This window comes from Rhizobium sp. GR12 (assembly GCF_036596185.1).
In the GTDB taxonomy this organism is placed as follows: domain Bacteria; phylum Pseudomonadota; class Alphaproteobacteria; order Rhizobiales; family Rhizobiaceae; genus Agrobacterium; species Agrobacterium nepotum.
The window spans coordinates 377324-402956 of sequence record NZ_JASXTH010000004.1 but is presented as its reverse complement, the minus strand read 5'-3'; the positions used below and the strand labels follow the sequence as shown (position 1 = coordinate 402956).

Annotated in this window: 18 protein-coding genes; 12 read left to right on the top strand and 6 right to left on the bottom strand. The window is 60.0% G+C overall.

What is annotated here, in order from left to right; all coding sequences use genetic code 11:
• Positions 1–9 precede the first annotated feature (9 nt).
• From QSK43_RS09620 to tssH, 6 genes are all read right to left on the bottom strand, one after another.
• Positions 10–1707, bottom strand: coding sequence for a DUF4150 domain-containing protein (locus QSK43_RS09620; RefSeq protein ID WP_332303284.1), 1698 nt, complete (start codon positions 1705–1707; stop codon positions 10–12).
• A complete protein-coding gene (locus QSK43_RS09615) occupies positions 1704–2819 on the bottom strand; it encodes a DUF2169 family type VI secretion system accessory protein (protein WP_332303283.1) in 1116 nt (371 codons plus the stop codon). The genes QSK43_RS09620 and QSK43_RS09615 overlap by 4 nt, the downstream gene beginning before the upstream one ends.
• 13 nt (positions 2820–2832) lie before the next feature.
• Positions 2833–5100, bottom strand: a complete 2268-nt coding sequence (gene tssI, locus QSK43_RS09610) for a type VI secretion system tip protein TssI/VgrG (RefSeq protein WP_332303282.1) — start codon at positions 5098–5100, stop codon at positions 2833–2835.
• 157 nt (positions 5101–5257) lie between these two features.
• On the bottom strand, positions 5258–5758 hold the full coding sequence (locus QSK43_RS09605; RefSeq protein ID WP_004431489.1) for a hypothetical protein: 501 nt from the start codon (positions 5756–5758) through the stop codon (positions 5258–5260).
• A 119-nt stretch (positions 5759–5877) separates the two neighbouring features.
• Positions 5878–6354 (bottom strand): Hcp family type VI secretion system effector, encoded by a 477-nt coding sequence (locus QSK43_RS09600; protein WP_003504561.1) that lies wholly within the window; start codon positions 6352–6354, stop codon positions 5878–5880.
• A 57-nt stretch (positions 6355–6411) separates the two neighbouring features.
• Entirely contained in the window at positions 6412–9066 is a 2655-nt protein-coding gene (gene tssH, locus QSK43_RS09595; protein ID WP_332303281.1) for a type VI secretion system ATPase TssH, read from the bottom strand.
• Between the two features lie 220 nt (positions 9067–9286).
• Here tssH and tssA point away from each other — a divergent pair, with 220 nt between their 5' ends.
• The 12 genes from tssA to tssM all read left to right on the top strand — a co-directional run bounded on the left by tssA (position 9287) and on the right by tssM (position 25568).
• The gene (gene tssA, locus QSK43_RS09590; protein ID WP_332303280.1) at positions 9287–10339 is read left to right on the top strand and encodes a type VI secretion system protein TssA; all 1053 of its coding nucleotides are present in this window, start codon (positions 9287–9289) and stop codon (positions 10337–10339) included.
• A 67-nt stretch (positions 10340–10406) separates the two neighbouring features.
• Positions 10407–10916, top strand: coding sequence for a type VI secretion system contractile sheath small subunit (gene tssB, locus QSK43_RS09585; RefSeq protein ID WP_332303279.1), 510 nt, complete (start codon positions 10407–10409; stop codon positions 10914–10916).
• A gap of 94 nt (positions 10917–11010) precedes the next feature.
• Positions 11011–12492, top strand: a complete 1482-nt coding sequence (gene tssC, locus QSK43_RS09580) for a type VI secretion system contractile sheath large subunit (protein WP_332303278.1) — start codon at positions 11011–11013, stop codon at positions 12490–12492.
• A 55-nt stretch (positions 12493–12547) separates the two neighbouring features.
• Complete coding sequence (tssC, locus tag QSK43_RS09575) at positions 12548–13942, top strand: type VI secretion system contractile sheath large subunit (protein ID WP_332303277.1); 1395 nt, start codon at positions 12548–12550, stop codon at positions 13940–13942.
• A complete protein-coding gene (locus QSK43_RS09570) occupies positions 13939–14763 on the top strand; it encodes a type VI secretion system accessory protein TagJ (protein ID WP_332303276.1) in 825 nt (274 codons plus the stop codon). Before tssC (QSK43_RS09575) ends, QSK43_RS09570 begins: the two co-directional genes overlap by 4 nt.
• The gene (gene tssE / locus QSK43_RS09565; RefSeq protein ID WP_332303275.1) at positions 14756–15265 is read left to right on the top strand and encodes a type VI secretion system baseplate subunit TssE; all 510 of its coding nucleotides are present in this window, start codon (positions 14756–14758) and stop codon (positions 15263–15265) included. Before QSK43_RS09570 ends, tssE begins: the two co-directional genes overlap by 8 nt.
• Positions 15258–17039 carry a type VI secretion system baseplate subunit TssF gene (gene tssF, locus QSK43_RS09560; RefSeq protein WP_332303274.1) on the top strand — a complete coding sequence of 594 codons (1782 nt, stop codon included), beginning with the start codon at positions 15258–15260 and terminating at the stop codon, positions 17037–17039. Before tssE ends, tssF begins: the two co-directional genes overlap by 8 nt.
• Positions 17040–17048: 9 nt before the next feature.
• On the top strand, positions 17049–18053 hold the full coding sequence (gene tssG, locus QSK43_RS09555; RefSeq protein WP_332303273.1) for a type VI secretion system baseplate subunit TssG: 1005 nt from the start codon (positions 17049–17051) through the stop codon (positions 18051–18053).
• A 4-nt stretch (positions 18054–18057) separates the two neighbouring features.
• On the top strand, positions 18058–19263 hold the full coding sequence (locus QSK43_RS09550) for a type VI secretion system-associated FHA domain protein (RefSeq protein ID WP_332303272.1): 1206 nt from the start codon (positions 18058–18060) through the stop codon (positions 19261–19263).
• Positions 19253–20596 (top strand): type VI secretion system baseplate subunit TssK, encoded by a 1344-nt coding sequence (tssK, locus tag QSK43_RS09545; protein WP_332303271.1) that lies wholly within the window; start codon positions 19253–19255, stop codon positions 20594–20596. The genes QSK43_RS09550 and tssK overlap by 11 nt, the downstream gene beginning before the upstream one ends.
• On the top strand, positions 20593–22095 hold the full coding sequence (gene tssL / locus QSK43_RS09540; RefSeq protein WP_332303270.1) for a type VI secretion system protein TssL, long form: 1503 nt from the start codon (positions 20593–20595) through the stop codon (positions 22093–22095). Before tssK ends, tssL begins: the two co-directional genes overlap by 4 nt.
• Entirely contained in the window at positions 22092–25568 is a 3477-nt protein-coding gene (tssM, locus tag QSK43_RS09535; RefSeq protein WP_332303269.1) for a type VI secretion system membrane subunit TssM, read from the top strand. Before tssL ends, tssM begins: the two co-directional genes overlap by 4 nt.
• Positions 25569–25633 lie beyond the last annotated feature (65 nt).

The following is a 25633-nucleotide window of genomic DNA, read 5'->3' as shown; positions in this document are numbered from 1 at the left end:
CTCTCCTTTTTACGGATATTTTCCAGCACGAAGTACATCAGCGATCTTGCCCGTTGGAAGCGGTTTTTCCTTCGTCCTTCCCGGAGCGGAAAGGCCTGTCTTCTTCTTCACCTGTTCTTCCGCCCGGGCGTTTGCCGCTTCTGCGCAGGCTTTGTCGATTCCATTTGTTGCCAGCAGCGCATCTTGAGACGCTAACAAGATATCTTCCATAGGAGCTGTTCCCGGGAAATCCGGATGATCAATCCCTTTCAACTCGTTTCTGGTTAGTTCGTGCACACCACCGGAGCCGTTTTTTCGGCTGTGTTGGGCTTCAGTCAGGCAGATTGCCTCTCCTTCGCCTTCGGTGGGAGCCTTAGGTACTCTTTCCGTCGTTACTTTGCCTGGACGATCGCCCAGACGGTATGTCATATCGGCGACAACGTGGTGGGCGTAATCGCCTGCGCCTGAACACTCCTCTTTAATTTCGTCGTAAGGGCCGATAAGACATTTTTTACGCCGTCTTTTCTTATCATCAACCCTAGTGCTTGGACCGAGAGGCGGAGGGGGGACTGGTTGAGGGCCAGGTTTTGGGTCTTGCTTCTCTTCTTCTTCCTGCTTTCGCGTTTCGCTTATCTCTTTCAGCTTTTGCTCGATCTGGTCATCAGAGAGGCCTTGAAAGGGCGACAGCAAGCCATTCACTTCTGCATCGGACATCGTTCGAACGTCGACCGGCTTGCCCGCTATCGATGATAGGATGTCGTTCGCAAGCGGCACTCTCTCCTGCGGGTCAACGCCAACACCGTATTTCCCTGAGAAGTCCCAGGTCTCGCGTTTGAAAATATTGCCAAACGTTACTGGTTGCCTTCCACCTAACAGCTTTTGCTGAGTGATTACTGCCTGCCCGGGTTTGGAAAGGATCGTGCCAAGAGCTCGTGCTTCCGCAGCCTGCTCATCCTTCGGCATAGATAAATCGCGAAGCATTTCTTCTAGTACTATGCCCCAAATACCTCGGCGAAGAAGTCCGCCCCCTCCAACCTTTGGGATGCTGGGCACTTTTGGAGCTGGACGGGGAATAGAGGGTGTGCGTGTCTGTCCAGCGGTCGCCGTTTCGGGCGATCCACCAGTTAGCCCGCGAGAGGTGCCGCTAGGCGAAAACCATCCGTTGCCACCAACGTCCGTCATCGTACCGGTAGACGCTTGGGCAAGCTGTACGGGCGCATTGTCCTGCCATTTCAGAGAACCGGCTACAGGATCATCGTGAACTGGTGGTGCATAGGTCTTTGTCCCCCGAACAAATACCGCTTCGCCTCGGGTATTCTTGCTGTTCATGTGAAAACGGTCGAGGTGCCGAATAACATGCGAACCCTCGGCGCGAACCTGATCGGCATGACCGATGGGTTCGCAGATGCTCTCTACCGTTCCAGATTTCACACCTTTTCGGACACCGGGTGCATCGCCATGGACATGTGTGGTGCAAGAGCGCATGACCATCGCCTTCTTGCCCGTAAAACGGACTGACGGCGTATAGTTCTTGTCGTGACCGCAGAAGTCCACAACCGGGTATGGTATTGGTACGACCGAAGAGCCAACCGGCGTCAGGCACACATCCGGTGCAAGGGAAACGATCCGCGCTTCATCAATATCTCTCAAGCCCTCACGCGGCGTATTCGTCGTCCACGGCGCTGGGTAGTCCGGATCGCCAATGTAATTGTCTCGTGGAATACTCATGCCGTTTCCTTTGCAGCATGAAGGTTTTCGGGTTCTGGAGCCTTCAAGCGTACTCGGGTCAGCGTCAGCGTCGTCTCGCCTGCCTCGGAAAGTGGAAACCTCGCACGCCAGGACAGAAGAATGCGCCCGTCCTTGCGCCAGTCGAACTGAATGCCGTCCAGCTTCAAAACGTACCAGTCATCGCGATCTGCGCCTTCGCAATGGACCCCGAGCATCAGCCCGGGCAGCGCGCCTTTGGCGACGGAATAATCCGGATGCAGATTATGGAGTTCGTAGTTTTCATCACCCCGCAGATGATGGGTTGCAATCAAGTCAGGGTGTGCTGCCTGCCAGAACCGGTTATCGAAATCGCGAGGCAAAAGCGGATGCCGTTGCTCGACCCATGCATCGTCGTAAGTTCCGGTATATTGCTGACGGGAACGCCACCAAGGCGATATGAGGCCAAATCCCTGTGGCTCCGGCGTTTCCTTCCAGTCCAATCGTTCGCCGGGCGACGTGATCTGGGGCGCGCGTACGGGAGGCGTGTCTGCGGGCATGTCGAGATTGACGATACCGCAACCCAGAGGATTGCGGCGTTCCACATCTGCAGGGGCGTCGGTTTCGGTATCACCTGTGCCTGGAATGATGCCGCCAAAAGCATTAGTCCAGCTGATTGTGACCTGACGGGCCGGCTCGGGAGCGGTCAGCATCCAATCGCGGATGACTCGCTTCGGCTCCTTTGCGGAGAACCCCGCCCATTTTTCCTGGATGACGGGTTGCCAGAACCGCCGGCCGCATACTTCGATCTCCTTGGAAACATCACCGGCACGAATGGAGGCGTGCCACGATTTCTGTGGCTCCTCCGACGGTGACCAGGCATCTCCCAGGAAGCTGATATCCGTGCCGGGCTTGTCAGGAGTCAGATCGCTTTGGCGAAGAAGGATGGTCTGATGTGGATCGCCCTCATAGGCATCCTCCCACTGGAAACTCTCCTGCTCCCGAGCGATCTCCATTATTCCGTCCTGCACATGCGTGAAGGTGGCGCGCACGGAGACGATACAATCGAGCCCTCCTTCGGCATCGAACTGACGGAAAGCCATGGCGGGAAACGGCAGGCGATTCTGAAGTTCCAAGACCCGGCCTCCGTCAGTTCAGATCGATCGGCTTGCCGCGAAGCTGAAAATGATCCGTCGCCACGAAGTTGAAGGTCTTGCCAAGAATGATGACCTCGCCATTCGCCTTCATGATGAACTTGGAATCACCGCATTCGATGACGAACTCTTCACCGACTGCAATCTTCTTGAACTTTCCGACGCTCTCCAGCGACGTCTGGCCTACATTCGTAACCTTACTGACCCCGATCTGTTCAGCCCGCGCCACACCGACGCTATCGGATTTGAACGTGCTGACGATCGTGTTCATGATACCCGGCAGCGGAAATAACCCCGAAGCGTCTGACCCGACGCCCGAGCCGGAGCCAGCGAGCGCCGTACCCGCATCCGCACGCGGGCTCGGGCCGGAAACGACGCCCTCGCGCGAGGAAATACCGCCAGCACCGAGAAAACCGAGCGCGGACGAGGCAAGCGTGGTGGCGAAGGCGGCGACACCTGGACCACCACCGCCGGCGATCTGGGCGGCCTGCGAAAGGAGACCCGCCGTCTGCCCTGAGAGCGCCTGCACACCCGCCATGGCCATCATCGCCATCGGCCCCGTACCGCCGACGACGGTGTTCACTGAACCACCGATCTCGTGTTTCTGGTTGCCGGAAACTTCCACCGCACGGTTACCGCCGACCGAGGCGACCTCGTGCCGGTCGATGCGTTTGGTCCGGTCGTTCAAGACCCGGGTGGTCTGGTCCTTCTGGGCGTGGAAGAACTGGTTCTCCTTGCCGGCCTCATCCTCGAAGGTAATTTCGTTGAAACCGTCGCCCTTGTGACTGTTGGAGCGAAGCACCATGCGCGTCTTGTTGGCGGGCAGATCGTAGGGCACGGAATTGGCCGGATTGTTGACCACGCCGATAACGAGCGGTTTGTCCGGGTCACCATCGACAAAGGCAACCATCACTTCCATGCCGATGCGCGGGATAACCTGCGCACCCCATGTACCGCCGCCCCATGCCTGGCTGACCCGCACCCAGCACGTATCCGTGCCATCCTTCTTCGCCTTGCGGTCCCACGGGAACCACAGCTTGATGCGGCCATATTGATCCGGATGAATTTCCTCGCCTTCAGGCCCGGCGACGATTGCCACCTGCGTGCCTTCGATGCGCGGGCGTTTCGTCGTCCGGTGCGGTGTCAAGGGCACGCGGGCCGGAATTGCCTCGAAGTGGTTGTGATATTCCGGTTCGTTGCTGTTTGTCTCATAGGAGAGATCAACGATGCTGTGGCTCGCCCGGATGATCACATGTTCTTCATAGGCATGATCGGGATGCGCCATCTCGTAAGGTGTGAACCGCCGGCCGGCCTCCAGAATGCGCGAGGTGGACGAGCCGAACACCCGGTCATGATCCGCCTCGATGGACTGGGTTCTGAGTTTCTGCGCGCGCTCGGCTTCTTCCACCGTCCTGATGCGGGCCGGATATTCGTAAAGCTCGCGCTTCGTCGCATCCGGCATCTGCACCAGCGACGGCGTCATCGTGCCCGGCACCATGCCCGGCGTCTCGAAATTCCAGTCCGCACCCGCACGCTGGCCCGGGACATAGGAGAAACGCCGTGCCCAGTCGTTGATGTGGTTGCGGTCCGAAGACCCCTGCGCCAGGCGCACCGTCCCCTCACCCTGCGCGGCCGGTGATGGCCCAAGCCAGCCGCTGGCGCTATCGGCCACATGCAGCTTGTGGGAACCATCCTCGTGGGTGAACCAGTAGAACAGGCCGTCCTCTTCGAAACGGCGGGTGAGATAATCGAGGTCAGTCTCGTTCCATTGAACGCTGTAGTGTTGGGCAGGCGGAGGGGAAATGATGCCTGACGTATCAGGAGCCGGAATCCCGTGTTCGGAAAATAACGTCTCAACCACCTCGACCGCTGTCTTGTCCATCCAGATTCGGCAGTCTGATCGGCGTGACAGCAGCCACATCTGCGGCCGAATGGTCATGGCATAGGAGCGAAGCCCCCGGGTGATAGGCGGACCCTCATGCAACTCGGTAACCAGGCCATTGAAGGGGCGGCGCACGCCGCTGCCCTCTTCGCCATCGCCCTGTTGCACCTCGACTGAAACATCGACCAGCCGTCCGATCAGTTCGTCGGGCTTGACCGCTTCCTTCTTGGCACGCACCGTCAGGCGGATATCGAAGAGCTGCGACACGCCTTCCTCGACCTTCAGGCGTTCCGGCAAAAGCTGGTCTTCACCCAACGGGGAGTTGACCTTCAGAACGCGGCTCGCCTGAATGAAATCAGACGACGAGGGCTGGTCGCTCATTGTCTATCTCCGCAATGTACAGAATGAGAAGCGGCATGCATGGGCTATTGCCTTCAACTATTGCTGATCGTGAAGCGAGGGGGCGTGGCCCGGTCACTCACCACCTGAATTCGTTCGTGCCAGAAAGAGAGCCAGGGTCTCCGTGCTCGAATTTCCGTCAGCGCCGCTCCCCTACCAGATAAGCGTACTGGAGTTTCGTTGCATAGTTCGTCGTCACATCCGCTTTCGGACCAAACATCACGTCCGGGGTAAGAACGGTCCCAATATCTTTCGCCGTGGGTGCAGTTCCAAGAAGATATATGTCTCTCGATAAAAACATCTGATTGCCGAACGAATTGGCCACGGCATAATTCACCTGCAAGGCGAACGCGTTGTGCCGGTGCTGCAGCAAAGCCTGGCCGATCTTGGTTTCATTTGCTTGCAGCCACTTCCGCAACCAGACGGAAATTGCGCCCTCGTTGAGAGCTGCAGCAGCCTGGCTGAACACGGCTGCCGCCGCTCCACCGACAGCTGCGCGCTGATTGAATTGCCTCGGGCCGTCCGGAAGGCTCATATACGACAGATCGGGTCCTCGACCCATCTTCTGGGGTGCCAGGACTTCGTCCTGCCGAACGGGACGGACGGTGAAAGTGTCTGTAGAAACGGAAAAATTAGGCATTCAAGACGCCTCCCTCTGGACGACATAACGACAAATGCGGCACCGTCAGCGTTACGCGCTGTTGGTCCGCAAGCCCGGATATATGGTCCGGTGCCCGCTAAGGCACCGGACCCTTGTCATCAAGCGGCCTTCGTCGTCGCCAGATCGTAAGAGGCGATCATCGGAGACTGCGGCGAGTTGTTGTCGTCGAACGGCGTGTACTTCACTTCCATCTTGGTGAAGTTGAGCTTGATGGTTTCCACCGGACGATCACCGCTGGAATCCACCGAGTAGCTGGCGATGAGTGTGTTCGTCAGCAGGTACTCGATATAGGTGTTGCCCGGATTGCCCGTGGTCACCAGATGGATGGTTGCGAGCTTGCCAGTGCGGCCGGCGCAGGCCTCCTGGAAAAGCTTGGTAGAAGAAGAATCGCTGACCTTGGTCAGAATGACTTCCGAAATGGTCGGTTCGGATGCTTCGCGGTTTGCAGCAGAACCAGCAGATGTGTTCATGTTGCGTGCCACGTTCCAGTGAATGGCTTCAATATCCATCCACTTGCGGTGCTCCTCATGCGTGGCGTCGCCCTGGATACCGTCAATCTGCAGATAAATTGGCATGCTGTAAGCTCCTGTAGCTGAAATGACCTCTTGCTTCGAGGCCGCGTTACCCTTCGTTTAATGCCGCATGCGTCGGGTAGCCCCTTCCGACGCGGCAACTTTATCCACCCCACCCTCTTCGGTTGCGGCGAATTCATCTGGCTCCCCAGCCACTTCGGCACGAATACCGAACCGATTTTCATCAAAATCGACAACGATCTTGCCCACCCGTTCTCCCGCGATCACCTTCTCGAGGAAGAAGCTGGAAAGAGGCGGCAGGAGATCCTTGCCGATCATGATTTCGATGGCGCGTGCGCCAATTTCACTTGCACCGGCGCGCGCCACCAACGCTTTGCGCGCGGCATCGGACAGGGTCAGGTCGGTGCCGTATGTTGCCAGAACACGCTCCCTGATCTTGCCGATCTGCATGTCCACAATCCTTGCAAGCTCTTCCGCACCGAGCGGCATGAACGGCAGGATGATCGTGCGCCCGAGGAAAGCGGGCTTGAACTGTTTGGTCAGCTCCGGCATCAGCAGCGCTTCCAACGCCTCGCCTTCCGGCATCGTATCCGGATCGGCCGAAAGTGCGGCCAGCAGCTCCGATCCGGTATTGGCCGTCATGAAGATCGTCGTGTTCTTGAAATCGATGTCGCGGCCTTCGCCATCGCGAAGCACGCCCTTGTCGAACACCTGATAGAAAATATCCTGAACGCCGGGATGGGCCTTATCGATCTCGTCGAGAAGGAGAACGCCGAACGGCCGGCGGCGCACCGCTTCCGTCAACACCCCGCCTTCACCGAAACCGACGTAGCCGGGCGGCGAGCCGAGAAGCAGCGAAACCTTGTGCTCCTCCTTGAACTCCGACATGTTGATCGTCGTCAGATGGCTGTTGCCGCCGCAGAGCAGATCGGCCAGCGACAGCGCCGTCTCTGTCTTTCCCGTTCCGGACATGCCAACAAGGAAAAATACCGCGGGCGGACGGCGCGGATCGGATAATCCGGCCCGCGCAGTGCGCATGGCATCGGCGATCCGGCCGATTGCGGCATCCTGCCCCACGACCCGCTGGCGCATGCGCGCATCCAGAGTGCGCGCACTTTCGATCTGGTCGGCCAGAAGTTTACCGAGCGGAATTCCCGTCCACCGCGATACGACGGATGCAATCGCTTCACGATCAACCACCGTCGGCACAAGTCTTTCGGCATTTGCCGGCCTGGTCTCAGCCACACGCCGCAGGGGCGACACATTCGACGCGCCAGTTTCAGCCGGCTGCTCTTCGCTGAGTTCAGCCATTTCCGCATCGTAACGGCTGCGCAGATCATCAATCCCGCTCTCGAGCTTTTCGACTTCGTCGCGTATCGACTGGATACGGCCCCCAATCTCTTCATCCTGCGGTTCACGCAGAAGCCAGTTCAACTCATCGGACAGAAGACGCCGCTCGCTTTCCATGGCGCGCAGCCGTTCCGGCAGGGTCTGCCGCGCCAGCGAAACCGCAGCCGCGGCCGTATCGAGAAGGCTGACGGCCTTGTCCGGCAATTGCCGCGCCGGCATGTAACGCGCGGATAATTGCACCGCCGCCACGATCGCCTCGTCACGAACGACAACGTTGTGATGGCTGACGAAGCTGTCGGCGACACCGCGCAACATGCGTATCGCGGTTGTCTCATCAGGCTCGCGCACATGCACGGGCTGGAAACGACGCGTCAGCGCCGCATCCTTTTCGAAATATTTCTTGTATTCGCTCCAGGTCGTCGCCGCGACGGTGCGCACTTCACCCCGCGCCAGAGCGGGCTTGAGAATATTGGCCGCATCGCCCTGGCCAGCCGCACCACCTGCGCCGACAAGGCCGTGCGCCTCGTCGATGAACAGGATAACCGGTTCGGCCGAGCGTTTTACGGCATCGATCACACCATGAAGACGGCGCTCGAACTCGCCCTTCACACCGGCGCCGGCCTGCAGCAGCGAAATATCGAGGTTCAGCAGGCGGACGTTGCGCAATTTTTCCGGCACATTCCCGGAAGCGATCTCCAGCGCCAGCGCTTCCGCGACCGCCGTTTTACCGACACCGGCTTCGCCCACCAGAATAGGGTTATTCTGACGACGACGCGTAAGAATATCAACAAGTTGACGCAGTTCATCATCGCGCCCAATCACCGGATCGACTTTGCCGTTCCGGGCATCGGCGGTCATGTCCTGGGTGTAAAGGCGCAGAAAATCGTTCTGGCCGGCGGCTGGCGCTGTACCCGCCGCCGTGGAAGGAACGCCGTTCCCGGCGTTCTCTTCAACCGAACTGCGAAGGCGCTCGAGAGCCGCGCGATCCATCGTCTTCAGCGACGGAAAAGCGGAGCGGACGAAAGAGCGGAGCGAGGTTTCCTCGTCCATCGCCAGAAGCAGGTCGCAGAGCGTCACGCGGTCGCGCCCGGCCTCCAGCGAAGCAAGAACCCATGCCTCGCGGCCCGCCGTCAGAATGTTCTGGGAGAGCGACAAGGCCTCGCCGTCGCCAATTACGGCCTCTTCGAGACCGCGCGCGATTTCAGCCTGCAATACCGGGAGTGGAATTTTTAATTCGTCGAATGTTTTCGCATAGATACCAGCGTCTACAACCGCCAGCAGCCAATGCGGGATATCCACGTACCTGTGCCCCATGCGCACCGCGACAGAAGCCGCAGCTTCAAGGGTGACGCGAAGGTCAGGCTCAAGCGCTTCAATGAGGCGATTGAGATCGATATGCGACATGCAATGAGCCTCCTGCCTGGGTTCATTCCACAACGTGACGTGGAATAACTATGATGATGAAACCCCCTTGTCCACCCCGAAGTTTATTTTTTATCGGGTTAGATTAGACAGTAGACGCCACAATTTCGACACATTTTGAATAAGTCTGTCTGATCAATAGCCTCACGTAAGGGAAGTAACTACGAAAAATCAATTACTATTTTCTGGGGATAGACTACTCTTGGACACGCTGCTGGTTAAAAGAGATGTAGAATTTTTCGGAGATTGCGGAGATAATATCCGCGTCGATTCAAGAACGCGCGAACTGTACTATAGAATTAAGGATGAAAGAAACCACGCACGTACAGAAGAGCGAGCCGCGTCCCCCCAGGATAGTCTAAAGATCTCCAGTAGCTGGGACAGTGTCAGCAATCTTGGATTGCAGATTATATATTCCGAAAGCAAAGACATAGAAATATTAGCATGGCTTGCGGAAGCAAGCCTGCGGCTGCATGGTTTTCATGGACTGCGTGAAATTTACGAGCTTTGCGCTGATCTTTTTCACAACCACTGGGATTCATTGCGATCAATCAGCGACGATAATGAGGAGGAAAAATTTGCACCCTTTGCGGGATTGAACGGCGTCGGCAGCGAGGGAACGCTTGTTCAGCCGCTCCGGCTCACCCCACTGATCCCCGGTGGCAAATTTGGCGAACACAGCCTCTGGGATTTTCAGCTGGCGCAGCGGCCAACCGAGAGCAAAAGGCGCGAAGAACTGTATCAGCTGGCATCCGAAGCGGGCGTTGCCGCCATGTCTTCCCATCTGGCCGAGGTCAACGCCTGTCTCTCCAGCTTCGACGCCATCATGGCGGTTCTTTCCGAACGCTGCGGCCAGTTCACACCACCCAGTTCCAATATCCGCAACACGCTCATCGAAGCAGCCGCCGCCATCCGCATGCTGGGCGGGCGCGAAAAGGAGCCGGCCCCGGTTGAGCAGGCGGCAACCGCTGTTGCGGACACTGACGAAGGCGGGCAGCCGGCGGTGCGGATATCCGCAGCCTCGCCGGAAGGCATATCATCACGTGATGAGGCATTTGAAACTCTTCTTTCGGTTGCGCGTTACTTTCGCCGGACCGAGCCGCACTCGCCGATCTCGCTCTCCATCGAAACGCTGGTTCGCAGGGGGCGCATGGATTTTTCGGAACTGCTGGCGGAGCTTCTGCCCGAAACGCAGGCCCGCAACGCAGTTCTGACGGCCGCCGGGATCAAGCCCGGCGGAGAAAACGGAAAATAACGAGCAAGGGGCGGGAAACGCCGTTCCCTAACAGTCGGCCATGCCAAGGGGCATCAAGGAGGTTGAAATGGCAAGTGTACATGAAAAGCTGGAGCGGGTTCGCAAGCCCCGCGTTCACATCAAATACGAAGTCGAAACCGAAGGCGCGATGGTGGTCAAGGAACTGCCCTTCGTCGTCGGCGTGCTGGGTGATTTCTCCGGCAATCCCACCCAGCCGCTGAAGCCGTTCGGCGAGCGCAAGTTCGTTCAGATCGACCGCGACAATTTCGACGAGGTGATGCGCCGCATGACTCCGGGCCTCAACATTTCCGTTGCCAACACGCTGCAGAAAGACGGGACGGACATGCAGGTCAACCTGAAATTCGAAAGCATGGACGATTTCGAACCCGGCGCCGTCGTGCAGCAGGTTCCTGCGCTGAAAGCGCTTCTCGACGCCCGCAACGAACTGCGCGACCTGCTTTCCAAGGCCGACCGTTCTGAAGATCTGGAACGGATGCTGGAAGATATTCTGCAGAACAAGACCGATCTCGCAACGCTGGTTTCCGAACTCAAGGAAAAGAACGGCACGAGCAAATGATCGCCTGTGCGGAGGAAAACCTCCCCGAACGGCCCCCATTGCGGGGCTTCAACTGTTCAAGCGGCATTTAAGCCGCATGTGGAAGGACTGAAACATGAGCGCTGAAAGCCTGCTGAAAAATGAAGCACAGGCAACGACCGCCGGAGATCAGGGACTGCTGTCCAAGGTGGTTGCCGCAACCCGCCAGACCGAACCGGACCGCGCGCAAAATCTTCTGCGCACGCTGACTGACCAGGCGCTGAAGGGAACGGTCAAATACGACCGCAACCTCACCGTCACCCTCAACCACGCCATTGCCGAACTGGACCGGGCGATTTCCGAACAGCTTGCCGCCATCATGCAGGCGCCGGAATTCGCGAAGCTCGAAGGCACCTGGCGCGGGCTCAACTATCTCGTCAAGAATTCCGAGACGAGCGTCAACCTCAAGATCCGCGTCATGAATTCCGGCAAGCGGGAACTCGCGCGTGATCTGGAAAAGGCCGTGGAATTCGATCAGTCGCGCCTCTTCAAGGCGATCTACGAAGACGAATTCGGCACCCCCGGCGGCGAGCCGCTCGGCGCGATCATCGGCGACTATGAATTCGACAATTCCTTTGATGACGTTCAATTGCTTCAGGGCGTATCGTCGATTGCGGCGGCGGCTTTCGCACCGTTCATCTCGGCGGCAAGCCCGCATATGTTCGGCTTCGAAGACTACCGCGATCTCGCCCGTCCGCGCGATCTGGAGAAAATCTTCGATACGGTGGAATATGCCAAGTGGCGCAGCTTTCGCGAGAGCGACGATTCCCGTTTCGTGACACTCGCTTTGCCGCGTGTATTGGCGCGCATGCCCTATGGCCCCAAAACCAACCCGATCGATGATTTCGCCTATGACGAAACCAGGGGCGCGGTGAATGGCGACCTGCAGCATGACGAATATTGCTGGATGAACGCCGCCTATGTGATGGGCACCAAGCTGACCGACGCTTTTGCAAAGAGCGGCTGGTGCACGGCAATCCGTGGTGCGGAAAATGGCGGCCGGGTGGAAAATCTGCCCATGCACGTCTTCTCCAGCGATGACGGCGATCTCGATCTGAAATGCCCGACGGAAGTGGGCATTACCGACCGCCGCGACGCTGAGCTCGGCAAGCTCGGCTTCCTGCCGCTCTGCCACTACAAGAACACGGATTATGCGGTGTTCTTCGGCGCCCAGACCGCGCACAAGCCGAAGCTTTACGACAAGCCCGAAGCCACGGCCAACGCCGCCGTTTCGGCCCGCCTGCCCTACATCATGGCCACGTCACGCTTCGCGCATTACCTCAAAGTGATGGGCCGCGACAAGATCGGCTCCTTCATGGAAGCGTCGGATTGCGAAGTCTGGCTCAATCGCTGGATCGCCAACTACGTCAACGCCAATGACGAAGCGGGTGAGGAAAGCCGCGCAAAATATCCGCTGCGCGATGCCAAGGTGACCGTGCAGGAAGTTCCGGGCAAACCCGGCGCCTACAATGCGGTCGCATGGATGCGGCCCTGGTTGCAGATGGAAGAACTGACGACGTCGCTACGCATGGTCGCCCGTATTCCGTCCAAGAACTGAGCCCGGACCGGGGTGATCAGTCACCCCGGCCCCGTTCTTCACCCGGAGCCCGCTCATGGCGCATCAGTCCTTTCCGGACGCCCGCATTTTCGCCGACCAGCTCATCGCGCTCATCAATGATGCGCTGACCGGCCAGGTGAACGCCATTCTCCATCACCCTGACTTTCAGGCGATGGAAGCGAGATGGCGCGGGCTTGCCATGGTGGTGCGCGAGGCGGGCCGCGGCACCGACGTCAAGGTGAAGCTGCTGAATGCCAGCTGGCGCGACCTTGCCCGCAACACGGAACGCGCCACCGATTTCGACCAGAGCCATCTTTTCGAAGTTGTCTATAACCGCGAATTCGGCATGCCGGGTGGCGAACCGGTCGGCCTTTTGATCGGTGACTACGAATTTTCCCCTGACGATCGCGAGGGTGCCGATTCCATCACGACGCTGTCGCAGATCGGCATGGTGGCTGCGGCCGCCTTCTGCCCCTTCGTGGCGGCGGCCTCGCCTTCCGCCGTCGGCCTGCAGGATTTCTCGGAGCTCAGCCGGGTCCACGACTTTTCCTGGCTGAAACAGGAGAAATCACGGCTGCGGTGGAACGCGCTTCGTGCACGTGACGATTCCCGCTTCGTCGGTCTTGTCGCGCCGCGGGTTTTGCTGCGCTCGCCCTACAGGCCCTATGCGCGCGGACGCGATGACGGATTTCCATTCCGCGAGCATGTGGCAGAAAGCGGCGAGACCCTGCTTTGGGGCAACGCCGCCTTCGCTTTTGCTACGGTGGTGGTGCGCAATTTCGTCGATTCCGGCTGGTTTGCGGATCTGCGCGGTGTGACGCAGGACGCCGTGGATGGTGGCATGCTCTCTTCCCGGCAATTGCCGCCGCTCGATCTCGGCATCGAGAGCAACGGCCTTTCCGCGCAGCCGCCCGTCGAGGTGCAGCTGACGACCGGGCAGGAACAGCAATTTTCCGATCTCGGCATCGTGCCCGTCTCCACCACGTATCTCTCCGGCATGGCGATCTTCAACGCCAACCAGTCCCTGCATGCGCCCGGCCACTATTCCAGCGAAGCGGCGCGACAGAACGCCCGCTTGGCCGCCATGCTGCAATATGTGCTGTGCGCCTCCCGGTTCTCGCATTACCTCAAGGTCATCATGCGCGACGATATAGGTCAGTTAAGCGATGCCTCGACGATAGAACGCAAGCTGGAAGGTTGGCTTTCCTCCTACACGCTGGGCAACGACGACGCTGAAGCTGCCTTACGCGCGCGCTTTCCGCTTCGCTCTGCCGGGATCAACGTCTTCGAAGTTCCCGGCAAGCCCGGAACATTCTCCTGCACCGTGCGCCTTCAGCCACATTTCCAGCTCGACGACGTCTCCACGAGCTTCCACCTCATTGCCGAAACCATGATGCCGCCGGCGGCCGCATCCCAATCCTCGGCCGAGCCGCAAAGGATATCCGCATGACGCTGCGCGACGACATTTCCCGCCTTCTCGATGATGACCGGCTGCAAGAGGCGATCGGGCTTGCGCGCGAACACGTCAAAACCAGGCCCACCGACAAGGATGGTCGCCATTTCTACATCGACCTGCTGGTCCTTGCCGGCGACTATGAGAAGGCCGATGCGCAATGCAATCTGGCCGCAACATTCTCGCCGCAGGAAAGCGTCGGTTTTTCTCTCTTTCGCCACCAGCTGCGCGCCATGGCCGCACGCAATGCATGGTTCGAAACCGGCGCGGTGCCGGATTTTCCAGGCGGTCCGTCCGAACTCGATCAGCTGGCCATCCGGGCGAATATCGCCGCACGCAGCGGTGACGCGGATGCTGCCAGAACCGCACTGGCTGAACTCGATGAAAAGCGTGGCAATGTGACGATCGGCCATAATGGCAAAAGCGCCGGCGATATCCGCGATCTGGACGACCGGATTCCGCATGCGCTGGAAGTGCTGACCAATGGCGGCCGCTATCTGTGGCTCGATTATGGCCGCATCGAAAGCCTCACCATCGACCCTATGAGCCGCCCGCGTGACCTCGCTTTCCGCGGTGCCGAACTGACGCTGCGCGATGGCGCGGTCGCATCCGTGCTGCTTCCGGCCATCTATTACGGCGCAAAGGACGATGTCGGCCTTCTCCTTGGCCGGGAAACGCGCTGGAGCGAAGAGGACCAGCCGCTGGCGACCGGGCAAGGCCAGCGCTGCCTGCTGATTGGCGACGATGTCGTGCCATTCCACGAGATCGGTTCTCTTTCCGCCGCCTCCGACGATGAAAGGCAGATCGCCCGTGGTTGATCCGCTCGAGCAATATCGCGCACGGCAGAGAACCCTGTCACGCTCCGTTCTGGACCGGCTGCTCGATGATGCGCCGGATGCGGAAACGGACGCGCTCGTCAGCCTGAAGGATCAGGCGCGCGAAATGCGTGAGGTGATCCGCCGCGATCTCGAGGCATTGCTCAATACCCGCCGTAACCCCGCCGGCCCGCCGGTTGCGCTGAAGGAACTGTCCGACGCGCTGGTGAGCTACGGCGTGGACGGAATTCTCTCAGCCAATCTGGTGACGGACGCCTCCAAGGCGCGGCTTGCGCGCAGCATCGAGCGGAGGATTTCCCTGTTCGAAACACGTCTCGACGACGTGCATGTCACAATCCTGAAGAACCGCACGGATGGCGACCGGGCGCTTCGCATGCGCATACAGGCAAGCTTCCGTCTTCAGGAAGGTATGCCGCCGATCAGCTTCGAATCCCGGATCGATCCGTCCACCCAACGTTTTCTCGTGGAGACGACAAATGGCTGACGGGTTTCTCGAAAAATACAATGACGAACTTTTTGCGCTGAGAAAGCGAGCGTCACGTTTCGCTGCGGCCTTCCCGAAAATCGCCGGCAGGCTGCGCATGACGGGGGATGTTGCCGACGATCCGCATGTCGAGCGACTGATCCAGAGTTTTGCCTATTCCGCCGCCCGTGTGCGCCAGAAGCTGGACGACGAGTTTCCGGAACTGTCGGACAGCCTGTTGGAAACGCTCTATCCGCATTACCTTGCGCCGATCCCGTCCATGAGCGTGGTTCAGTTCACCCCAAGCACGGCGCTGGCAACCGTGCAGACGCTTCCGCGGCACAGCGAAATCCTCGCCGAACCCGTCGGCGGTGAAAGCTGCCGTTTTCGGAGCACGCAGGAGGTAGGGATCGCGCCGCTGCAAATCGCAGCCGCAACGCTTTCCGGCCAGCCGATCGACGCGCCTTTTTCGGCCTCCTTCGCCGGTGCCGCCAGTTGCCTGCGGCTTTCACTCCGCAGCACGGCGCCGCGCGGCGGCACTTTCCCGGAAATGGGCCTGACGAAACTGCAGATTTTCCTGTCCGCCGCCTGGCAGCAGGCCACGGCGCTTTACGAGCTTTTGACCAACCATTGCGTGGGCATGGCGCTTGCGCGTCACGCCGAGGACAAGGAAGCCGTTTTCCTGCCCGCCAGCAATCTCAGGCCATCCGGTTATACGCGCGATCAGGCCATGTTGCCCTATCCGGCCAACAGTTTTGACGGATACCGGCTGCTCACCGAATTCTTCGCGCTGCCGCAGAAATTTCTTTTTCTCGACATCGACGGGCTGGGCAAATGGAGCGGCGGCGATTGCGAACTTTACATCTATCTGGATGCGGCGGACACGCAGCTTGAGCGCATGGTGTCGGTCCGGGATTTCGTGCTGAACGCCTCGCCGGTCATCAACCTGTTCAAACAAAGCTGCGAACCGCTGAGCCTTGATGGCACACGCACGGAACACCGCCTGCTGCCGGATGCACGGCGGCAGCGGACCCGCGAAATCTACGCCGTCGAAAACGTCCAGCTGACCAGCCGCTCCGGGCAGACCGAAAAGACCTCCCCGTTCTTCGGCCGCACACAGCGCAATAACGGCGCCAACGTGTTCTGGCAGATACAGCGCCGGTTCGATGACGACGGTTCTTCCGATACGGACATCGCCTTCGTGGATCAGAAGCGCGGACCGCTGGGACCGCTCGACATGGTGGCGAGCATCGATACGCTGTGCATCAATCGCGAGCTACCAAGCCAGCTTCCCTTTGGCGGCGGGCACCCCTTCCTGCAACTTTCGACCGGCAACGAGGCTGTAAAATCCATCCATGCGCTGATGCCGCCGACAGCTGCGATCCGCGTCAACGAGCGTTCGGCACGCGAGTGGCGGCTGATCTCGCATCTTCTCCTCAACCATCTGTCCCTCACCGACAGCGGCGGCGCGCCGCTGAAGGACATTCTGTCGCTTTATTCCTTCAGGGACAGCCCGGAAACCCGGCAGCTCGTGGAGGCGATCAGCAATGTCGAGGCGCAGAATTCCCATGCCCGGATCGGCTCGGCCATGGTGCCGGGAACTGACATCACCGTGGAGTTCGATCCCGCGCTGATCGCGCGACCTGCCGCATTTGTTTTCGCCAATGTCCTCAACCATTTCTTCGGGCTCTACACCTCGATCAACAGTTTCACGCGGCTGACGGCGACGATGCGCGGCCACTCCAAACCGATTGCCCGCTGGCCTGCCCGTGCGGCCGACCGGCCGCTGCTCTAGGAGACCGGGATGGAACAGCAAAGGCCAACCATGAAAGACCGGCAAGCGGCGCTTCTCAGCGACGATCCCGGTCGTTTTGAGCCCGCCACTGCGTTTCGCGTCGCCCAACTCGTTTCCGCGGATGACGGGATTGTCATAGGTGCCCATGGCGGAACACAACCGACCCCGATGGCGATCAGCGGTTTCAACCACAAACGTGGCCAGGCCGAACTGAAATCCGCTTTCGCGCCCATCGTAGGGCCGCTCGGTTCGCTGCCGCCGGCCTATGGCGAATTGCTGCAGCGGGAGGAACGCAATCGCTCCGGCGCGCTGGCAAGCTTCTTCAATCTGTTCGCGGCAAGGTTCAGCGAATTATTCGTATCCGCGATGGAAAAATACCGCCTCGCAAGGGGATTGCGCTGGTCGGTCGAGCAGCGGGAGAATGGTTTCCGTAAAACGCTGCTCGCGCTCACCGGTTTTCGCACTGCCGGTCTGGTCGAAAAGGCAGGCGTGAGTGAAGATGCGCTCCTGCGTTTCAGCGGACTGCTGGCCGGCCGCAATCGCAATGTTTCGGCGCTGACCTCAATGCTTTGCGAATTCACGGGGCTTCCGGTCAATGTCGAACAGTTTCGCCGGCGATGGGTGGCTTTGCCGCTTCACGAACAAAGTCAGCTCGGGCAGACATCCGGGCTGAGGCTCGGACAGAACACGACGGCGGGAAGCGCTGTCGAAGACATGAGCGGCGGTTTCCGGGTCGTGATCGGTCCTGTCGCCTATGCGGATTATCTGGCCCTGACGCCCGGATCGAAGCGGCTTGCTGAGATATTTTCGCTGACGCGCCTGTTCGTCGGAAGCGCATTACATTTCGATGTGCAGGTGATCCTGAAAAAGGAGGACATTCCCTTTTGCCGCCTCGGCCAGTCCGATGCTCCCGCCCGTCTCGGCTGGAACAGCTGGGCTCGTGTGGCGCCCGCACAAAAAGACAGCGCCGATGCTGTGGTGACCGAGCCGGAAGGCTCGGCGATTTCCGCGTGAGGGCATGGATATGAAGCTTGCGCTCAGGGACACACAAAATATCGGAGCCACAAGAGCCAATCCATGGAGCTTTGAGCGCGGCCGCCGCGTCATCGGCCGATCTCGCGACTGCGACTGGCAGATCGACAACAATGAGCGGCGCGTTTCCAAGCAGCACTGCACGCTCAGCCGCGATGGTGAAGGATTTACGATCCTTGACCAGAGCGCGAATGGCACGCTGGTCGATGGCCGCCTGCTGCTGGAAGGTGAAAGCGCGCGTCTCCGGGACGGTTCGCAAATCAATATTGGCGGGCAGATTTTTCAGGTTGCCATCAGCGGTGATGCTGAGCTGGATTTTTCCGATCCCGACGCATCCCTGCGTATGAGTGACGAGCCGCTGACCATTTCGGCGATCCTTGCCGACATCGCCCCGAACGGCCGTTCGGCCGGCGGAGTGATGGGCAACACCGCTTCGCCCGATGACTGGTCCGAAACATGGCGCGAGGGCGCGAACCGGAAGGCAAAATCCATTTCGCGAAATGTCGAGGTCGGCTGGAGCGAGCCGCCCTCTGCGCGCGGAATCGGCACCGTTCTACCTGACAACTGGGACGAGGAGCCGGTTGCGAGCAGCGAGCACGAACATACCGACGCACTGAACACGCCGGTCATGATCTCACGCCCGGTTTCGGCCGCAGGTAGCGAAGATTTTGACAGTGTTTTTCCGGAGGCAAGCGAAGAGCTGACCCTGAAGAAAGCATCAACTGCTGATGTTTCGACTGCCCAGGAGATCGGCGATCTTCTGACCGCGCTGGAGCGGGAAAGCGCCGATTGTCTGGCCATTCTCGATATTGAAAGCGAGCGCGCCGGCCACGGTTCGTCAGCCTCCCTGAGCGAGCGGATGGAAATCCTCATCCGCCAGCAGCGGCGTCTCGCCGCCTCTCTTGAAACCTTGATCCATAACTGCACGCAAAAGCTCGAGCCCAAGCTTCTTGAGGCCGCAGTCGATGCCGGCAACGATCTCCGGGCGAAAATCGGCCGCAGGGACTGGCAAGGTCTGATCATGAAGACCGATTACTGGTCCACGTACAAAAAGCAATTTGAGGAAAACGGCCGTCCATTACCGATCAGACAGTTCCTGCAGCGGGCAGCGCGCGGTGAGACCGCGCCCACGCAGGAGCCTGACGCGATTGCGGACGACGCAAAGGGGGTAAACAACCACAATGAGACATGAGAACCGTGTTGCCTGGAGCGAGGGCATGTTTCTTCGCGTCCAGCATTTTCAGCAATCCGACCGCTGGACCGAACGCCTGGTGCGCAACACCACGCGCAACCTCTCGCCTTACCCCTGGGGCATTGCCGAAATCGGCGTCGACCGCAGCGCATTGTCTATAGGGCAATTCGCCCTGTCAAACCTGCGTGGCGTCCTTCCCGATGGAACGCCCTTCGAAGCGCCTGAAGATTCCGACCTGCCGCCACCGCTTGATCTCGACGAAAGCGTCAAGAACGCCGTCATCTATCTCGCCCTGCCAGCGCGGCAGCCGGGCAAGGCGGACATGTCCGCCAGCGGCCGCAACGATGCGAATAATGTGCGCTTCACCGCCTCCAGCTATGAGGTCTCCGACACCAATATCGAGACGGATTTCGTAGCCCCCATCGATGTCGGCCGTCTCAGCCTGAAATTCCTCAAGACCGGCGACGATCTTTCCGGTTACGATCTCATCGGTCTGGCACGCGTGATCGAGGTCCGTTCCGACCGTGCGGTCATTCTGGACCCGGATTTCATTCCTCCGAGCCTCAGCTGCGCGGCGGCACCCCGCCTTAACGAATTGCTGACGGAACTTCTGGGGATCGTGCGCCACCGTGCGCAGGCGATTGCCGAACGCATCGGCGACCCGACGATCCGGGGAACCGCGGAAGTGGGCGATTATTTCCTGCTGCAGATCCTCAACCGCGCCGATCCGCTGCTGGCGCACCGCTGCGCCAACGCCACGCGTTTTCACCCCATCCGCTTTTACGAAGACTGCATCCAGCTTGCGGGCGAGCTTGCAACCTTCACCACGGACAAAAAAAGGGCGACGGATTTCCCGCCCTATCGGCACGAGGATCTGAAGGCCACCTTCGGCGCGGTTTTTGATGATCTGCGCACATCGCTGTCGGCGGTTCTGGAACAGGCCGCCGTGGCCATCGAACTGGTGGAGCGCCGCCATGGCGTCCGCGTCGGCACCATCCACGATCGCACATTGCTGCGCGATGCTGCCGGTTTCGTGCTTGCCGTGCGCGCGGATGTGGCCGCCGAGGACATTCGCCGCCGTCTGCCGGCTCAGATCAAGGTCGGACCGGTGGAGCGGATTTCCGAACTGGTCAACGTGGCGCTGCCGGGCATTCCCGTGCGCTCCCTGCCGGTTCTGCCACGGCAATTGCCCTATCGGTCCGGCACCGTCTATTTCGAAATCGACACGCAATCACCACTCTGGAAGCAGCTTGATACATCAGGCGCCATCGCCCTGCATCTGGCGGGAGAGTTCCCCGGGCTTGAGATGGAAATGTGGGCGTTACGCGAATGAGCAAGGAAAAGCCCTCCTCCTGGCAGGATTTGCCAACGGTGGTCGAAATCACCGAAGAAAGCCGCCGACGCAACCAGAACGCCCGCAACATGGCGGCGATCCTGGAAGACATTGTCGAAGCCGACGAGCCGGCCGGGCGACCGAAGGCAAGCGCGGCCGCCATGCCGGTCGATCAGCTGCTCTCCGGTTTCCATTTCGGCGGCGACGATGTGCCGACGCTCTTGCAATCGGCCGCCCCCCTTCTCAACCTCGCGCATCTCCTCCGCTTCAGCGATGCCGAGCCGGATCCCGATCAGCTTCGCCGCGCCTGCGTTGAGGCGATCACCCGCTACGAGCGTGATCTCGCTTCCGCACGCATTAGCCCCGAACGGGCAAGGGCGGCGCATTATGTCGTCTGCGCCACGGTGGATGATGTCGTTCTGAGCAAGCCCTGGGGCGTGCGGGCAGGTTGGGCGCGCTCCGGCCTTGTCTCCACCTTCCACAATGATGTCACCGGCGGCGACCGGGTTTTCGACATTCTCGACCATTTCCACCAGTCACCTGGCGCCAACAAAGATCTGCTGCTGCTGATCTATCTGTGCCTGTCACTGGCTTTTGAAGGACGCACCCGCGTTTCGCCAAAGGGTGCGCTGGAGCTCTCGCGTATCCGCGACAGCCTCTACAAGACGCTGATCGGCCAATACGGCACCTTCGAACGGGAGCTTTCGCCGCACTGGAAAGGCGTCGATGCACGGCATACGCCGTTGCGCACGATGGCTGCGCTGTGGACCTTGCTGTCGCTGATGGCGCTTGCCTTCGCGCTTGGTTATCTCTTCTTCACGCTGTCGCTCAACAACGCCTCCGATGTCACCTTCGAGAGGCTCGCGCATCTGCCGCCGAACGAGACGCCGAGCGTGCTGATCGCAAACCCGCCGCCACAGCCACCGGCGCAGGTCGAAACGCCCAAGGTCGTGGAACCGCCGAAGACGGAGCCGCGGCAACCTTCCCGGCTTGAAAAGCTGATGGCCTTCCTTCAGCCGGAAGTCGAAAAGAAGCTTGTCACGCTGGCGGATGTGAACGGGCGGCTGCGCGTCCGCATCAACAATTCGGGCCTGTTCTCCACCGGCAGCGCCGATGTCAGTCCGCAGTTCCGCGACCTCATCCAGCGCATTGGCGGGGCGCTTGCGGCTGAAAAATTCCGCGCCGTCGTCATCGGTTATACCGACACCGTGCCGATCAAGACGGTGGAATTTCCGTCGAACTGGCACCTTTCCGAAGCGCGCGCCAAGGCGGTCGGAGACATTCTTTCACAATTCACCGGCCCGGAAGCGATCCTGACGGAAGGCCGTGCCGACAGCGACCCGATCGCCGACAACAAGACGGAGGAAGGTCGTCAGATCAACCGCAGAACAGAAATCATGGTCCTGACCAATCCCGATGAAAATCTGAGCGACGCCGGCATTCTCTCGCCGACAATCCAGAACAGTTCGGGACCGCAGCCGCGAGAGGTCCAGCCATGAATCCGCTAAGCTATTTTTATACGATCCGATCCTATGTCGAGAGCTATGCGGCTCTCATCGGCCGCCGCTTCCTGTCGCTGTTATGGGTGGTTGCGCTCTGCATCGTCATCTGGTTTTATGGCTATCTGGTCGCGCTGGGCGATTTCAAGCCTTTGGGAACGACACAGGCCCGGCTGATCGCCATCGGCATTATTCTGGCGATATGGCTGATTTATATCGTCGTCACGATTTATCGCGGCCGCAAGCAGGACAAGGAACTCGTCGACAGTATCGAGCGCGAAGCCCTGGCCAACCGCCAGGCCGAAGTCGGCGAAATCCAGACGCGCCTCAAGGAAGCGCTGGCGCTACTGCGGCGGGTCACGAAAAAGCGTTTCGGTTATATCTACGACCTTCCCTGGTATGTCATCTTCGGCGCACCAGGCTCCGGCAAGACGACAGCGCTCACCAATTCCGGCCTGCAGTTTCCGCTTGGCGATGCGCTCGGCGAAAACGCGGTGAAGGGCATCGGCGGCACACGCAACTGCAACTGGTGGTTCGCCGACGAGGCGATATTGATCGACACCGCCGGCCGTTACACCACGCAGGACGACCTTGATGGCTCATCGAAGGCCGGCTGGGAAGGATTCCTTGGACTTCTGAGACGATATCGCCGCTCGCAGCCGATCAACGGCGCATTGGTGACACTTTCCATCCCCGATCTTCTCACCCGCGATCCCGAGGAGCAGCGGCAGGAACTGCGCTCCATCCGCCAGCGGCTTTCGGAACTGGACGAGTATCTGCGTGCGCGCGTTCCGGTCTATATCGTGCTGACGAAGGCGGATCTGCTGCATGGTTTCGTGGAATTCTTCGACGGTTTCAACAAGACCGATCGCCAGCAGGTATGGGGCACCACCTTCAAGCTGGATGAGAGCTATACCGCCGAAGACCTGCCGCAACGCCTGATGGAAGAGTTCGAACTGCTGCAACAGCGGGTCGATGCGATGCTGATCGAGCGCCTGCAGCAGGAGCAGAATGCCGAGACGCGCGGCCGCATCTTCCGTTTCCCCGCCGAACTCGCGCGGCTGAAAGACCGGCTCCATGAGGCGCTGAGCGAACTTTGCGCAAGTTCTCCCCTCATCGAAGCCCCGCTTTTGCGCGGCGTTTACCTCGCTTCGGGAACGCAGCCGGAAACGGAAAGGTCTCCCGCAGCGTCCCGGACCCGCCGAAGTTATTTCCTGTCGCGGCTGTTCAAGGACGTCATCTTCCCCGAAGCCGCACTGGTAATGCGTGACAAGCGCCTTTCCAGGCGACAATTGCTGGTGCGGCGCATTGCCTATGGCGTATCCGCCGCCGCGGTCGCCATTGTCTTCACCGGCTGGATTTTCACCTATTTCGCCAATACGCAGGCGCTGGCGGAAGCCGATCGCAAACTTGGCGCTTATGAACAGCTCATTCAGGGCATTCCCGTGCGCGATGTTTCCGACGCCGATTTTCTCCGTATCCTCCCGGCGCTCGACAATCTGCGCGATGTCAATTCCGGCTTTGCCCGCGAGAGAGTGTGGAACGTCAGCTTCGGGCTCGATCAGGAGGACAAGATCGCCGGACGGCAGCGTGACGCCTATCAGCGCGCGCTCAACGCCCTGCTCCTGCCCCGCATGATCGTGCAGCTGCAGAAACAGCTGAAGGACGAAAGGGATGTCCCGCGCACCTTCAATTCGTTGAAGCTCTATGGAATGCTCGGCGGCATGGGTGCGCTGGACCCCGATTTCCTGACCTTGCAGACGCATCAGATGTTCGCATCCCTTTATCCCGGCGACGGAAGAGCGGCGGCGAGAGAGGCGCTCGACCGGCACGCAAAAGCGCTGGCGAATGGCGTGCTCGCCCCGATCGAGCTCGATGCGCGGCTCATCGCCACCGCCCGCGAAACCATCCGCAACCAGGCTGTCGGCACGCGTGCCTATGATATTCTCGCCGGTCTTCCGCAGGCGCGGGAACTGATGGAATGGACACCCGCCACGGCTTTCGGCCCGCTTGGCGAGCGTGCCTTCGAGCGCCGCAGCAAGGCGCCGATGACGGAAGGCATCGAAGGTCTTTTCACGGCGGAAGGATATCGCAGCATTGTCATTCCGCAGGTTGCCCATGCGGCGCGCATCGCGCTTTCCGAAGGGTGGGTGCGCGGTTCCGATGATGCCATCAGGGGCGCCACGGTCGAGCAGGTGGCGCAGGCTGCACTGCAAATCTATTTCGACCGTTTCGAGAAAAAATGGGCTGATACGCTGGCCGACCTTCGGGTCAAGCCATCCCAGACCCTTGGCGACGCGGTGGAAACAACCCGCGCACTTGCCAATGAGCGCAATATTGTGGTGGAGGCCGCCAAATCGATCGCGGATGCGACCGATCTGCGCCCCGGAGCAAACCCGGCCACCCTCGCCTCCGCCGCGGAAGGTGACGCAACCGCAGCCGTTCTGGCCGCCACGGTGAACGCGACCGATCCCTATGCGAGACTGCGCGACATGCTTGTGGCGAAAGGCACGACCGCAACGGGCGAGGCCAATGGCGGCAAGGCCGGTGGTTCGCCATCGGAACAGTTGCTGGCGCATTTCAAGATGCTGAACGAGCAGCTTGCCCGCTCGGCAACCACCTCCGATGAAGTCGCCAGGGTGTTCGACGTGGACAGCCAACTCACCAAGGCCAATCAGGATCTGTTGCAGCAGGCCCGCGAATTGCCTGCGCCGCTGGATGTGTGGGTGGCGGGCGTGGCGGCGGATGTCGGCTCGCTTGCGGTCAAATCCGCACGCAGCCGCATTGCCGAACTATGGGCAGCCGATGCGGCGTCCCTGTGCTCTTCCATCGTCACGGGCCGTTATCCTTTCGACAGGTCGTCTTCCCGCGATGTCGCCATCGCGGATTTCACCCGTCTCTTCGGGCCATCTGGTGTTTTCCAGAGCTTCTTCAAACAGCGACTGGAGCCGTTTGTCGACAGGACGACCAACCCCTGGAGCTGGAAAGGCACCTTCGGCGCCGCCGGCATTCCCAGCAGCGCCATTGCCCAGTTCGAAAATGCCGACAAGATTTCGCGCGCCTTCTTCCCGAATGGCAGCGAGACGCCGGCGGTGTCGATCAATGTCAAACCCGTTTCGCTCACCAATGCCTCCAGTGCCGTCATGCTGGAAATCGAGGGTGAGCGGGTCGTTTATTATCACGGCCCCATTCAGGCGAAATCGATCACCTGGCCGTCGCGTGAAAACGCGGCCAGCCTGTCGCGCATCGCCTTCCAGCCGGGCGGCTGGCAGCAGGCGAAAACCGAAAACGGCGACTGGTCGCCATTCCGACTGTTTGACGGCGCCGACATCGAAAACCAGTCGGGTGATCTGCTGCGGGTGCGATTTGCGAATGGCGCTCAGGCTGCCGAATTCGATATTCAGTTCGGCTCGGTTCTCAACCCATTCAGGCTGGACGCCATCGCCGGCTTTGCCTGCCCCGCACAGTTTTAGCGGCGGGGCGGCACAGCGTTTTTTTTACAGGAGGGGATCTATGATGAAAGCAACAACGAAAAGCA